Source organism: Streptomyces sp. 17_S59 (genome assembly GCF_056930295.1).
In genome coordinates, this window is record NZ_JBXOWD010000001.1 from 1,757,159 (window position 1) to 1,769,707 (window position 12,549).

At 68.3% G+C, this 12,549-nt stretch carries 13 protein-coding genes; 7 read left to right on the forward strand and 6 right to left on the reverse strand.

Annotation, left to right across the window (positions count from 1 at the left end; genetic code table 11):
- Positions 1 to 22: 22 nt before the first annotated feature.
- A complete protein-coding gene (locus AC1Z4A_RS07630) occupies positions 23 to 1,483 on the reverse strand; it encodes an NsdA family TPR-like regulatory protein (RefSeq protein WP_483677086.1) in 1,461 nt (486 codons plus the stop codon).
- 272 nt (positions 1,484 to 1,755) lie between these two features.
- On the opposite strand from AC1Z4A_RS07630, the gene lipB reads away from it, so the two are divergent.
- The 4 genes from lipB to AC1Z4A_RS07650 all read left to right on the forward strand — a co-directional run bounded on the left by lipB (position 1,756) and on the right by AC1Z4A_RS07650 (position 4,833).
- Positions 1,756 to 2,553, forward strand: coding sequence for a lipoyl(octanoyl) transferase LipB (gene lipB / locus AC1Z4A_RS07635; protein ID WP_483677087.1), 798 nt, complete (start codon positions 1,756 to 1,758; stop codon positions 2,551 to 2,553).
- A gap of 155 nt (positions 2,554 to 2,708) precedes the next feature.
- Positions 2,709 to 3,662, forward strand: coding sequence for a lipoyl synthase (lipA, locus tag AC1Z4A_RS07640; RefSeq protein WP_483677088.1), 954 nt, complete (start codon positions 2,709 to 2,711; stop codon positions 3,660 to 3,662).
- Positions 3,663 to 3,878: 216 nt separating this feature from the next.
- On the forward strand, positions 3,879 to 4,139 hold the full coding sequence (locus AC1Z4A_RS07645) for an SCO2195 family GlnR-regulated protein (protein WP_483677089.1): 261 nt from the start codon (positions 3,879 to 3,881) through the stop codon (positions 4,137 to 4,139).
- A gap of 10 nt (positions 4,140 to 4,149) precedes the next feature.
- Entirely contained in the window at positions 4,150 to 4,833 is a 684-nt protein-coding gene (locus tag AC1Z4A_RS07650) for a DUF4191 domain-containing protein (RefSeq protein WP_483677090.1), read from the forward strand.
- A 107-nt stretch (positions 4,834 to 4,940) separates the two neighbouring features.
- Here AC1Z4A_RS07650 and AC1Z4A_RS07655 read toward each other — a convergent pair whose 3' ends face one another.
- Positions 4,941 to 5,408 carry an RDD family protein gene (locus tag AC1Z4A_RS07655; RefSeq protein ID WP_483677091.1) on the reverse strand — a complete coding sequence of 156 codons (468 nt, stop codon included), beginning with the start codon at positions 5,406 to 5,408 and terminating at the stop codon, positions 4,941 to 4,943.
- A 259-nt stretch (positions 5,409 to 5,667) separates the two neighbouring features.
- Here AC1Z4A_RS07655 and glnA point away from each other — a divergent pair, with 259 nt between their 5' ends.
- Positions 5,668 to 7,077, forward strand: coding sequence for a type I glutamate--ammonia ligase (gene glnA / locus AC1Z4A_RS07660; RefSeq protein ID WP_483677092.1), 1,410 nt, complete (start codon positions 5,668 to 5,670; stop codon positions 7,075 to 7,077).
- A 123-nt stretch (positions 7,078 to 7,200) separates the two neighbouring features.
- Here glnA and AC1Z4A_RS07665 read toward each other — a convergent pair whose 3' ends face one another.
- From AC1Z4A_RS07665 to AC1Z4A_RS07680, 4 genes are read right to left on the reverse strand one after another with little or no spacing between them, the layout of a single operon-like run.
- Positions 7,201 to 8,424 carry a tyrosine-type recombinase/integrase gene (locus AC1Z4A_RS07665; RefSeq protein ID WP_483677093.1) on the reverse strand — a complete coding sequence of 408 codons (1,224 nt, stop codon included), beginning with the start codon at positions 8,422 to 8,424 and terminating at the stop codon, positions 7,201 to 7,203.
- Positions 8,424 to 8,618: a helix-turn-helix transcriptional regulator gene (locus AC1Z4A_RS07670; protein ID WP_483677094.1), complete on the reverse strand. Its 195-nt coding sequence runs from the start codon at positions 8,616 to 8,618 to the stop codon at positions 8,424 to 8,426. Before AC1Z4A_RS07670 ends, AC1Z4A_RS07665 begins: the two co-directional genes overlap by 1 nt.
- Complete coding sequence (repSA, locus tag AC1Z4A_RS07675) at positions 8,615 to 10,030, reverse strand: replication initiator protein RepSA (protein WP_483677095.1); 1,416 nt, start codon at positions 10,028 to 10,030, stop codon at positions 8,615 to 8,617. Before repSA ends, AC1Z4A_RS07670 begins: the two co-directional genes overlap by 4 nt.
- Positions 10,027 to 10,389 carry an XRE family transcriptional regulator gene (locus AC1Z4A_RS07680; RefSeq protein WP_483677097.1) on the reverse strand — a complete coding sequence of 121 codons (363 nt, stop codon included), beginning with the start codon at positions 10,387 to 10,389 and terminating at the stop codon, positions 10,027 to 10,029. The genes repSA and AC1Z4A_RS07680 overlap by 4 nt, the downstream gene beginning before the upstream one ends.
- Positions 10,390 to 10,742: 353 nt before the next feature.
- Between AC1Z4A_RS07680 and AC1Z4A_RS07685 the strand changes: the two genes are divergently transcribed.
- Together AC1Z4A_RS07685 and AC1Z4A_RS07690 are read left to right on the forward strand one after the other, a co-directional pair.
- Positions 10,743 to 11,609 (forward strand): GntR family transcriptional regulator, encoded by an 867-nt coding sequence (locus AC1Z4A_RS07685; RefSeq protein WP_483677098.1) that lies wholly within the window; start codon positions 10,743 to 10,745, stop codon positions 11,607 to 11,609.
- Positions 11,599 to 12,297, forward strand: coding sequence for an HAD family hydrolase (locus AC1Z4A_RS07690; protein WP_483677099.1), 699 nt, complete (start codon positions 11,599 to 11,601; stop codon positions 12,295 to 12,297). The genes AC1Z4A_RS07685 and AC1Z4A_RS07690 overlap by 11 nt, the downstream gene beginning before the upstream one ends.
- The last annotated feature ends 252 nt before the right edge of the window (positions 12,298 to 12,549 follow it).

Here is a 12,549-nt window from a genome sequence, read left to right on the forward strand (position 1 = left end):
ACAGAACCCGCACCGCGGCCACCTACAACGCAGCCACCTTCTCCCGATACGCCCGCACCGCCGCCGCATCCCGGTAAGGCTCCAGCCGCCGCTCGAAGTCCCGTACGTACTCGAGCGCCCGGACCGACCGCATCTCCCCGGCCTGCTGCGCCGCCTCCACTCCCAGGGCGCACGCCTGCTCCAGCTCCCCCAGCCCCAGCCGCGCCGCCGCCAGCACCACCCGGCAGAACAGCCGGCTCCGCGCATAGGCCTGCGGGCGCAGCTGGAGCGAGCGCTCGGCGTGCTGTGCGGCAGCCCGGTACTGCTGGAGGTCCCGGTGGCAGTGGGCGAACTCGTCGGCCAGCTCGGCCTCGTCGAAGAACCGGGCCCAGTACGGCACGTCGTCACCGCTCCGCGCCGTCTCCAGGGCCCGCTCGGCGCGGGCCAGCGAGGCGGAGCAGGCCCGCACCTCCCCCAGCACCCCGTGCCCCCGGGCCTCCACGGCGTGCAGCAGGGACTGCACGACGGGCGGCGCGCCGGAGCCGATCCCCTGCTGGGCCACCCGGGCCAGCTGCACGGCCTCCCGCCCGTGGCCCAGGTAGACCGCCTGGCGGCTCATCGTGACGAGCACATAGCTGCCGTAGGCCCGGTCCCCGGCGGCCTGGGCGAGGCGCAGGGCCTGCACGTAGTACCGCTGGGCCAGCCCGTGCGCGGCGATGTCGAAGGACGTCCAGCCGGCCAGCCGGGTCAGATCGGCCGCGGCCGCGAACAGCCGCCGCCCGGTGGTCTCGCCGTAGGTGCCGCGCAGCATCGGCTCGGTCTCGTGCTCCAGGTAGCGCACGAGTGCCTGGCGGGCGTGCCCGCCCCCGTAGGCGTGGTCGATGGTGCGGAACAGCTCGCCGACGGACCGCAGTGCCGCGATATCGCCCATGGAGACCCGGCTGCCCGGTGCACGCTCGGCGAGGCGCTGCCGCGGCAGCGGAGCCTGGCCGCCGCCGCGCGCCTGGAGGGGGAGGCGCGCGCCTTCCCCGGAGGGCGCGGGCCCGGCGCCGCGCGCCACCCGTTCGTCCGCGCGCCCGATGAGCCAGTCCCGGCTCGGCACCACCAGCCCGGCCGGGGTGAAGGCGATCTTCCGTAGCTCGGTGTGGCTGCCGGAGTCCTTTCGCCACAGCCCGCTGACGATGTCAATGGCCTCTTCTGGAGAGGCGGCGAATTCGAGCCCCGCATAGACGGGGGCACATGCGTCCAGCCCCAGGTCCTGCGCGGACAGCCGACGCCCCAGGCGCCGGGTGAAGACCTCGGCGATCAGGGCGGGCGTCGTGCCGCGCGGCTGCTGGCCGCGTAGCCACCGCGTCACCGAGGTCTTGTCGTACCGCAGGTCGAGCCCGTGCTCGAGCCCCAGTTGATCGACGCGGCGGGCGAGGCCCGCGTTGGAAAACCCGGCCTCCGCGATGAGCGCTGCGAGCTGACGGTTGGGAATGCGCTGTGGGGGTCGTTCCGTCATCAGCCTGCCCGGTCTCCCTGATCTCTGTTCTGGAACGGCGTGAATTTAACGGCCCCCGCCGCCCCGATCGCCACCTTCGCCCCGCATTCATCCGATCGTGTGAGGACAGATCAAATGGCCCGCGAAGATCGCTCCGGTCCACGGCCGCCTGCGGGGTCGCCGGAGCGCCGCCGTACAGTGGGCGGAGGCGTGCATCCGGCGAGTGCGCGCCCAAGGAACGCCGAGCCGGTCCGCAACCGTGCGGGACCGGCACGAAGAGGAGCTGAGCTGCCGTGAGTGAGCTGCGCTTTGTCCACCTGGGCTTCGGGGCGGACGCCGTCGAGTACCAGGAGGCGTGGCAGGAGCAGCGCACAGTCCACGCGGCGCGCTTCGCGGACGAGATCCCGGACACGGTCCTGCTGCTGGAGCACCCGGCGGTCTACACGGCCGGGCGGCGCACGGAGGACAGCGAGCGCCCCCTGGACGGCACCCCGGTCATCGACGTCGACCGCGGCGGCAAGATCACCTGGCACGGCCCCGGTCAGCTCGTCGGCTACCCGATCCTCAAGCTCCCCCGCCCGGTGGACGTCATCGCGCACGTCCGCCGCCTGGAGGACGCCCTCATCCGCACCTGCGCCGAACTCGGCCTGGAGACGACGCGCGTGGAGGGCCGCAGCGGGGTGTGGGTCCTGGGGGACCCCGTCGAGGAACGCCCGACGATCCCCGGCCTGAGCCTGGACTTCGACCCGCGGCTGACGGACGAGGAGTTCGACCCCCGCCTGAACGGCCCGGAGTACGCCCCGTCGAACGCGGGCCAGCGCCGCGAGGACCGCAAGCTGGCGGCGATCGGCATCCGGATCGCCAAGGGCGTCACGATGCACGGCTTCTCGCTGAACTGTGATCCCGACAACACCTGGTTCGACCGCATCGTCCCCTGCGGGATCCGCGACGCGGGCGTGACCTCGCTCTCGAACGAGCTGGGCCGCCGGGTGCCGGTGGCCGAGGTGCTGCCGCTGGTGGAGAAGCACCTGCGGGAGGTCCTGGAGTCGACGGAGCCGCTCCCCCGGGCGGTGGAGAGCCAGGCGGGGTAGCGCCCGGAGCCCCGGCCGGGCGGGCCGCGAGGACCCTGCCGCACGCCGGGAATGCGGCCCGAGCCCCATGGGTTGCTCTGGACGCAGTAGGAGCATAGGAAATAACGGGCGTACCCTGGGGTCCGCCGAGGAATCGAAGTCATAGGGAGCCGGTCGTGTCCGCAGTCGCACCCGACGGACGCAAGATGCTGCGCTTGGAGGTCCGGAACGCCCAGACCCCCATCGAGCGGAAGCCCGAGTGGATCAAGACCCGCGCCAAGATGGGCCCCGAGTACAAGGAACTCCACGGCCTGGTGAAGCGCGAGGGCCTGCACACGGTGTGCCAGGAGGCGGGCTGCCCCAACATCTACGAGTGCTGGGAGGACCGTGAGGCCACGTTCCTCATCGGCGGTGACCAGTGCACCCGGCGCTGCGACTTCTGCCAGATCGACACCGGCAAGCCCGAGGCGCTCGACCGCGACGAGCCGCGCCGCGTCGGCGAGTCCGTCGTCGCGATGGACCTGAACTACGCCACGATCACCGGCGTCGCCCGCGACGACCTGCCGGACGGCGGCGCCTGGCTGTACGCCGAGACCGTGCGCGAGATCCACCGGCAGACCGCCGGCCGCGAGGGCGGGCACACCAAGGTCGAGCTGCTGGCCCCCGACTTCAACGCGGTGCCCGAGCACCTCGAGGAGGTCTTCGAGTCCCGCCCGGAGGTCTTCGCCCACAACGTGGAGACGGTCCCCCGGATCTTCCGCCGCATCCGCCCCGGCTTCCGCTACGAGCGCTCGCTCGAGGTCATCACCCGCGCCCGTGAGTTCGGCCTGGTGACGAAGTCGAACCTGATCCTCGGCATGGGCGAGACCCGCGAGGAGATCAGCGAGGCGCTGCAGGACCTGCACGACGCGGGCTGCGACCTGATCACGATCACCCAGTACCTGCGCCCGTCGGTGCGCCACCACCCGGTGGAGCGCTGGGTGAAGCCGCAGGAGTTCGTGGAGCTGAAGGAGGAGGCCGAGGAGATCGGCTTCGCGGGCGTCATGTCCGGCCCCCTGGTCCGCTCCTCGTACCGGGCCGGCCGGCTGCACCAGCAGGCGATGGACCGCCGGAACCGGGCGAACGTGTAAGACGCGTAAGCGCCCCGCGGCACCGCAACTCGACGCGGCCCGTACCGCCCCGCCTCACCCGAATGGCGGCGGATGGTACGGGCCGCGTCAACGTTTCATAGGTGTTTGACCAAGAGGTCATCCGTTGGTAACACCGTTCGGTGACGATGGGACCACGCACAGCAGTGCGACACCCTCCACGCAACCGAATTCTTTCCGCTCTCGAGGGGATACGACATGCAGGCCGCGCCCGGTAACGCAGCCCTGGCGACCGCAACACGCGCGTCTACCGCTCTGCCGTCCACACTCTCCGTACGGCCCCCGTCCGTCACCGGGGCCCTGCGCGCGCTGGAGGAACTGCTGATGCGCCGCGGCCAGCGCACGGCCCGCCGGAACGCCTGGACGGCCGTGCTGGAGGACCGCCGCCGGGCCAAGGACCGGCGCGAGGCGCAGCACGTGCTGGAGGCCGTGGCGGCCCCCGGTCCGCAGGCCACGTAAACTTCGCCGTATGGCGAGGAAGGAAACATCCGAGAACCCCGGGCGACTGCAGCAGATCGCCCTGACCTACAAGATGACCAAGAAGGTCGACTCGAAGGTCGGTCTTGTCGTCGCGGCTGTGGGCATTGTCACCTTCGGTGTACTCCTTGCCATCGGCTTCTGGATCGATCACCCGATCTACCTGGGCATCCTGGGCTTCCTGCTGGCGTTCCTCGGCATGGCGATCGTCTTCGGACGCCGTGCCGAGCGCGCTGCCTACGGGCAGATGGAGGGCCAGCCGGGAGCGGCCGCCGCGGTGCTGGACAACATCCGGCGCGGTGGCTGGACGACGACGCCGGCGGTCGCGATGAACCGCAACCAGGACGTCGTCCACCGAGCCGTCGGCAAGGCGGGCATCGTGCTGGTCGGCGAGGGCAACCCGAACCGGGTCAAGGCCCTGCTGGCGGCCGAGAAGAAGCGCATGTCGCGCATCGTCGCGGACGTGCCGGTGCACGACATCGTCGTGGGTGAGGGCGAGGGCCAGGTGCCGCTGAAGAAGCTGCACACCACCCTGCTGAAGCTGCCCCGGGTCCTGCCGGGCGCACAGGTGACGGCCGTGAACGACCGCCTGCGGGCGCTGGGCGACCTGATGAGCAACATGCCGATCCCGAAGGGGCCGATGCCGAAGGGCATGCGGACGCCGAAGGGCCGCTGAGGGTAAACGAACGCAAAGGGCGGGGCGGAACCGAAAGGTTCCGCCCCGCCCTTTCACATACCCGGGATTCACGTACCCGGGATCGCTCCGAAACTCAGATCCGCAGCTCAGATCCGCACCTGAACGGCCCCGGCAAACCGATCGTGCAGCCCTCGCGTATCGCGGTCCCACACGACGGCGGGAATGACGATCACGATGAGCAGGCTGCGGAGGAGGACGCGCGGCAGCGAGAGCCGCCCGCCGCCGGCGGAGACGACACGCATCCCGAGGAGCCGCTTGCCAGGGGTGCAGCCGACCGTGCCGACGGTGAGCACGCTCAACACGAAGAAGATCGCCAGGGCCCACCTACCCGCCCGCTGGGGGTCACCGTGGGCGAGGAAGCCGTATGCGATGAGCATGCAGAGCGCCCAGTCGACGAGGAGCGCCGCGAAGCGCCGCCCGACCGTTGCGACGGACCCCGGCCCGCTCTCCGGAAGCCCCAGCCGCTGGCCCCGGTGGCCGAATTCGACGCCCATGTCCTCCGCCGCCGCGCGGGGGCCGGAGAGCCATGAGCCGATTGCTTGCCTGTTGTCCACCCGTCCACGGTACTGCGCCCGCATTCGTCCCCGGCCTCCCGGGTCGCCGAGCGCGCCCGCTCTCCACGGCGACACGATCACCAAAGATCACTACAGAACAGCCGCTCCGGCACTTCACTCCGGTTAACCTCTGCGAAACAAACGGGTCATGCCCGGGAAATCCCGTCTCTCTAGTGTCGGCCCCAGCGCGCGCCCAATGCGACACGGCCGTGCCACCGAAGCAATCCCCGACCGCGTGCGGCCGGGCTAGGAGGGTTGGATGTTCCAGAACGCCGACGAGGTCAAGAAGTTCATCTCGGACGAGGACGTCAAGTTCGTCGACGTCCGCTTCTGCGACCTGCCTGGTGTGATGCAGCACTTCACGGTCCCGGCGGAGGCGTTCGACCCGGCCGAGGAGCTGGCGTTCGACGGCTCGTCGATCCGTGGCTTCCAGGCCATCCACGAGTCCGACATGGCCCTGCGCGCCGACCTGTCCACGGCCCGCATGGACCCGTTCCGCCGTGACAAGACCCTCAACATCAACTTCTTCATCCACGACCCGATCACCGGCGAGCAGTACAGCCGCGACCCGCGGAACGTGGCGAAGAAGGCCGAGGCGTACCTCGCCTCCACCGGCATCGCGGACACCGCGTTCTTCGGCCCGGAGGCGGAGTTCTACGTCTTCGACAGCGTGCGCTTCGAGACCACGGCGAACCGCTCGGTCTACGAGATCGACTCCGAGGCCGGCGCCTGGAACACGGGCGCGATGCAGGACAACCGCGGCTACAAGGTCCGCTACAAGGGCGGCTACTTCCCGGCCCCGCCGGTCGACCACTTCGCCGACCTGCGCGCGGAGATCTCCCTGGAGCTGAACAAGTCCGGCCTCCAGGTCGAGCGCCAGCACCACGAGGTCGGCACCGCCGGCCAGGCCGAGATCAACTACAAGTTCAACACCCTCCTGGCCGCCGCCGACGACCTGATGCTCTTCAAGTACATCGTGAAGAACGTCGCCTGGCGCAACGGCAAGACCGCCACCTTCATGCCGAAGCCGATCTTCGGCGACAACGGCTCGGGCATGCACGTCCACCAGTCGCTGTGGAGCAACGGCGAGCCCCTCTTCTACGACGAGCAGGGCTACGCGGGCCTGTCGGACACCGCCCGCTACTACATCGGCGGCATCCTCAAGCACGCCCCGTCGCTGCTGGCCTTCACCAACCCGACGGTGAACTCCTACCACCGCCTGGTCCCCGGCTTCGAGGCCCCGGTCAACCTGGTCTACTCGCAGCGCAACCGCTCGGCCGCCATGCGCATCCCGATCACGGGCGCCAACCCCAAGGCCAAGCGCGTCGAGTTCCGCGCCCCGGACCCGTCCTCGAACCCCTACCTCGCCTTCTCGGCTCTCCTCCTGGCCGGCCTCGACGGCGTCAAGAACAAGATCGAGCCGGCCGAGCCGATCGACAAGGACCTCTACGAGCTCGCCCCCGACGAGCACGCCAACGTCCCCCAGGTCCCGACCTCCCTCCCGGCGGTCCTCGAGGCCCTCGAGCAGGACAACGAGTACCTCCAGGCCGGCGGCGTCTTCACGTCCGACCTGATCGAGACCTGGATCGACTACAAGCGCACGAACGAGATCGCGCCGATGCAGCTGCGTCCGCACCCGCACGAGTTCGAGCTGTACTTCGACATCTAGAAAACCCACAGGTCAGAGCCACTTTGTGAAGCTCTGGGCCGCGCATGGGCCGTGGGCCGTGCCCTTCCCCACTCGGGAGGAGGGCACGGCCCACGGTCGTTGAATGTGCGGTTGCCCGATCAGCTATGCAGCCAAGGCGGCGTCTATGGCACGGCGGGTGCGCTCACTACTGTTGGGCATCAGGTGCGTGTACGTGCGGAGCGTGAAGCCCGGGTCCGAGTGGCCCAGGTACTCAGCCAGGGCCTTGATGTTCTCGCCCGCGTCGAGAAGCACCGAGGCGTAGTAGTGGCGTAGCGCGTGCATCCCGTGCTCGCGGGACTCCTTGAAGCGCTCCCCCGGTTGTCGCTCCGGGATGACCCCTGCGGAGACCAGAGCGGGCTTCCACAGATACATGTTGAAGTAGTTCCTGTTCAGCGCCTTACGCTCGCGGGTATAGAGCAGCAGCGAGGCAGTGACCGGCGGTCCGTCGGGAGTCTTCCAGGGCAACGTCACTTCCAGCGGTGGGCGCCGGGTGATGTGCTGCGTGAGGGCGATCGACGTCACGTCGGCGAGCGGCACGTCACGGACCTTGCCGCCCTTGGGTGGAGCGAAGACGAGTTCCGCGCCGATCATCTTGACCTGTCGCACGATATGAACAACACCATCCAAGAAGTCCACGTCATCAACGGCGAGGCCGAAGACCTCCCCTTGACGTAGGCCACAGCCAGCGCCGAGGTCTACAGTCAAGCGGTACTGCTCGAGCAGCCCGAGGCGGACCGTGCGGACACGTTCATGCGACCAAGGCTGCACCTTGCGACGCTCTACCTTGGGGGCGCGAACGGAGCGCGCACGACACGGATTTCGGACGATCAGTCCATCGTCGACCGCCGCCGTGAACACCGACGAGACATTGGCGAAAACGACCCGCTGATACGTCGGGGCCATGCCCGAGTCCTGGAGCGCACGCGCCCATGCCCGGATGTGGCCTGGGGTGAACGCGGACATGGAGCGGGAGCCCAGGTGCGGGAAGGCGTGAAGCCGGAGCCGAAGTTCCACCGCCTGACGAGTGGCCGGATCCGTCGTCTGCGAGGCCATCCAGTCCGCAGCGAAGTTCCGGAAGGTGATCCGGCCAGCAGTGGGGTCGGTGTACTGCCCGCGCGCCATGTCAGCCTCGATCGTGGACAACCACGTCTCGGCCCGCCGCTTCTGCTTGTCGGGGAAGCTCTTGGACTTCTCGGTGCCGTCGGGGCCGATGTAGCGGGCGCGGTACCGCAGGCCGATGCCGTAGCGGTCGGTCTTAACCTTGATGAGCTTGCCATCGGGGCCGGTTTCGGTCTTGTACCAGCGGTCTTGGATGTGTCCGGCCACTACGCCGCCCCTTCCATCAGGGACGCAACCCAGGCTCGAACGTCTTCAGGGTCGTAGCGCAGGTGGCGGCCGACGCGGAAGCCACGGGGGCCGGTGCGCTTACGGCGCCACTGGTAGACCGTCTCGGCGGGGACTCCGAGCAGGTCAGCTACGTCGATGGGGGTCAGGTAGCGGATCGGCAGAGGGCGGCTCATGCGCACGCCTCCCCGTCGTCCAGGTCAGCGAGTGCTTCGCGGGCGGTTTCGCGGTTGTGCCGGATGTCGTGGGCGATGGTCGTGGCGAGCCAGGATTCGCCGGGAGTGTGGCCTTGTCCGGCGTAGGTCCAGTGGGCGAGGACGAGCGTGGTGCCCTCCCCGTCGTCCACGGGCTCGGGCAGGTTTCGAACCTGGCGTTCTTCGCGTGCGCGGTAGTCGGCGCGGGCCTGACGGAGGGCACCCAGGGTGGTGGAGTAGCGCAGGCTTTTGGTGGAGAAGTGGCCTCGGAAGCCGAGCATGTGGGCCCAGTGGGCGAGCTTGCGTTCGGGGTAGGCGTCATCGAGGTGCCAGCAGGCTTCGATCAGGCGGCGGGTGTGGTCGGGCAGGGTGGCGTGGTGGTCGAGTTCGGCGAGTTCGCCGATGCGGTGGTCGAGGGTGCCGGTGGTCTCAGCCGCTTTGGTGGCGTACTTGGCGACGTAGGCCGCGACCGCCTGTTCGCTCAGCTCGGTGTCCGCGCCGATGGTGATGGTCTGGACGTCGACCTGTTTGCCCCAGGTGAGGTCGCGTGCCGGGTAGGCGCCGGCGGCCGGGATTCGGACGCTGACGCGTGCGGCAGCGGCGCGGATGGAGTCCGTCAGGAGTGCGGGGGTGGCCCAGCGGGGCGGTACGTCGTCAGGTCCTTCGGGTCCGTCGAGGCGGACGATCGCGTGGAAGTGGACGGCGCCCCGGCGCTGGAACTCGGCGACCTTGCCGTAGGAGACGCGGCAGTGATCCGGTAACGAGCTTTGTGTGAGTCCGGCGCGGCGGGCGATCTCGCGGCGGAGGTAGATGGTGAAGCGCTGCCATAACTGTCCAGCGTGGTTGTTCCACAGCACCGCCCCGGCGTAGTCGTAGCGCCCAAGGTCCAGCGCGGTGCCGAGTGCGGGATCGTCGTCGGTGTGGTGGGCGCCGCAGCGGCAGGAGCCCGTGGCGGGCTGGTTGTGGACGGGGCCGAAGCCGGGGGCGGTCAGGGTGAGGAAGACGCGCGGGTGGTCGACGACGGTGGCGGGGATGCCTTTGCCGCCGACGAGTCCGGCGCGGATGAGGTGGTAGGTGTCTCCGGCGTAGGTCCAGGCGCAGGACGGGCAGCGGGAGGCGCGGCGGTTGCCGCACGCGATCCGCAGCGTGCCCCCGGGCTCGTTGGCGGTGGTGTAGGTGTGCAGGGTCTCGCCTGTGGCCCGGTCGACCGTGGTGGACCAGCCCTGAAGCCGGATCGGCTGGGCACAGCCCCCGGTACGGCGGATCTGCTCCCGCCACCGTTCGAACCCGGGATCACCGGCGACGCGGAGCATGTCAGCGAGAGTGAGAGGGTCGGTGCCCACCGAGGCCACGACACCCGCCACGGCCTCGGGGTCGACGGGGAAGGCCGTCACGAGACCACCGCCGTACGCTGAGCGACGAGTTCCTCAATGAAGGTCTCCAACTGGGCGATCCGCTCACCGAGGCAGCGGTGCCGGGGCGTGAACTCAAGAGCGTCGGGGGTCTGCCGGTAGATCGCGCACAGCAGTACCCGGTACGTCTCGCCGGGCACACGGACACCGTGCCCCCAGTAGCTGAGCTGCGTCTTCAGCGACGTTTCGCTAGCGATCCGCCAGCCCCACTCATCCGCCAGGGCCATCATCACGCGAACGGTCTTCGTGGCCGACCAGCCATGGGCAAGACGCGCCCGACCCAGCGGAGTGTCCGCAGCCCGCAGGCCGAGAGGCTGCACAGGAGTCGTCGCGGTGCTCATCGGCTCAGCTCCGCGCAGAGGCACACGATGGGAGTGCCGACAGTGCCGGTGTGCGACCCGTCCGTGTCGACGTCGACCCCAGACCCTCCGCAGTCCTCACATAAATCGACCGCGCTCACGGTCTCGGCTACACAGGCATCGAGCGTTGTGGGCATGATGGAAGCTCCCTTCGAGGGAACCGGGGGCGGCGGGTCTGCTTGGCGGTAGACGCCGTCCCCGGATGGTCTACGAGATGACCAGCCTGGCTAGCCTGGTTGGCCACACTCTCAAGGTAGGGCGACGTGGCTAGCCATGTCAATAACATGACTAACTTGGCTGTCCTGATGGCGGTGCCGCCGCGTACCATCGGACCCATGACGTTCGTTCCGGACCCGCTGGACCCAGACGACGACCGCCCGCCCTACGAGCAGGTGGCGAGCAGCCTCGGGGCTGCGATCAGAACCAGGAAGCTTGGCCCGGGCGACAAGTTGCCCTCCCATAAGGAGCTGACGGAGCTCTATGGCTTCGCCCGGGCGACGATCCAACGCGCACTGCGTGATCTCGAAGACGAGGGCCTTGTGGTGTCGCGCAAGGGCAGCGGTGTCTACGTACGGAACCGGACGGAGCGCCCTGCGGGGTTGCGTCCATACGTTGAACAGGCATTCTCTAGCAGGGATGTCACTATCGACTTCGCCGGGTTCTCCAGCGAGACTCTGCACGGTGCTCTACAGGAGCCGTTGGATAAAATCCGGGTCGGTCGGCTCACGCCGTCGAGCATCAAGGTTCGGATACTTGTCCCAGATATGTCTGTGCCGCAAGCCGCTCCGGTGCGTCGCGAAGATTGTGGCGACGACGAACGACTTCGTAGGCGTATGCACGACATGATGGTCGGCTACGCTCGCAGTATTCGTGACTCCATGGCCGAGCTATGCCACTTGGGTCTAGTTCCGGAGACCCGCGTTGAAGTGCGAGTTCATGGCGGTACGCAGTTCTTCAAGCTGTACGTGATCAATAATGAAGACGTCTTCTTCGGCTATTACCCGATTAAGCCCAACAAGGTTGTAGCTCAGGGGGAATCTGTCGACATCTACGACCTCGTAGGCAAGGATACTGTGCTTTTCCATCACTCGGTCAACGACAGTGAACCGTCCAGCGGTGTGCAGCAGGTTGAGCAAGCCCGCATGTGGTTTGACAGCGTTTGGGAGACCATTGCGAGGGAATTCGATCTCGATGGGAACTGACAACCTAGCCTCCGTCTTGGCCAACGCTTCCGCCGTTCTATTCGACTTCGATGGCCCCCTGTGTGATGTGTTCGCTGGGCACCCCGCTCCCCAGGTTGCGAGGGAGTTGGCGCAGCTTGCTGATGGCGAGGATCTGGCACTTACGGCAAAGCTATCCGGCACTGATGATCCCCTCGAAGTGCTGCGCCTCACGCACGCTGCTAACTGCGATTTGGGGCACACGGTAGAACGGGCCCTGATCGAAGCTGAGATGGATGCTGTCAAGCTGGCGGGTAGTCCTACGCCGGGGGCAACTTCTGCTCTGGAGCTAGCGCGGGCGACAGGGCGGAGAGTCGCGGTTGTAAGTAATAACTCGGCCGAGTGTGTGCGTTCTTTCCTCGACCAGCATGGGATTGGTCAGCATGTAGAGGAAATCGTGGGGCGACCTAGGCAACGACCAGACCTTATGAAGCCGAACCCGTATTCGCTCACAATGGCTGCCCGGCTGCTCGGTGTTGATGTCACTACCTGTGCCTTAGTTGGCGATTCATTGACCGACATTCAGGCCGCTCATGCTGTCGGCAGCGCCGCGATTGGCTACGCCAACAAGCCTGGCAAGCGGCAAGCTTTTGCCCAAGCTGGAGCTGAGTCCGTCATCGAGTCCATGAACGCCATCGGGGATGCGCTGCGGCCACTCGAAAGCCGCTAGGCACCCCTGGGACCTGTTACGGGTTTCTCTACCTCATCAAGGCACCCGGCTCCGCTGTCGCTCCGCCGGGCGCGCTGCGGCTCCGGCCGCGCTGCCGCTCCTGCCTCCGGCCCGCTCCGCGCGCCTGCGCCACTGCGCGCCCTCGGACGACCAAGCCGGGGCCAGAGAAGAGAAGCGCCAGCCGGTGGGGGGTCCGGGCGGCTCCGAGGCTTTACCCACCTCCCCGGTCCGGGTCCCGCGTCGAGCAAGACC

What these genes read in the sequence shown, in the direction of transcription:
- AC1Z4A_RS07630 (WP_483677086.1), bottom strand. Translation starts at nt 1,483, where the DNA reads ATGACGGAACGACCCCCACAGCGCATTCCCAACCGTCAGCTCGCAGCG.
- AC1Z4A_RS07645 (WP_483677089.1), top strand. Translation starts at nt 3,879, where the DNA reads ATGCAGGCCGCGCCCGGTAACGCAGCCCTGGCGACCGCAACACGCGCG.
- AC1Z4A_RS07650 (WP_483677090.1), top strand. Translation starts at nt 4,150, where the DNA reads ATGGCGAGGAAGGAAACATCCGAGAACCCCGGGCGACTGCAGCAGATC.
- glnA (WP_483677092.1), top strand. Translation starts at nt 5,668, where the DNA reads ATGTTCCAGAACGCCGACGAGGTCAAGAAGTTCATCTCGGACGAGGAC.
- AC1Z4A_RS07670 (WP_483677094.1), bottom strand. Translation starts at nt 8,618, where the DNA reads ATGAGCCGCCCTCTGCCGATCCGCTACCTGACCCCCATCGACGTAGCT.
- AC1Z4A_RS07680 (WP_483677097.1), bottom strand. Translation starts at nt 10,389, where the DNA reads ATGAGCACCGCGACGACTCCTGTGCAGCCTCTCGGCCTGCGGGCTGCG.
- AC1Z4A_RS07685 (WP_483677098.1), top strand. Translation starts at nt 10,743, where the DNA reads ATGACGTTCGTTCCGGACCCGCTGGACCCAGACGACGACCGCCCGCCC.
- AC1Z4A_RS07690 (WP_483677099.1), top strand. Translation starts at nt 11,599, where the DNA reads ATGGGAACTGACAACCTAGCCTCCGTCTTGGCCAACGCTTCCGCCGTT.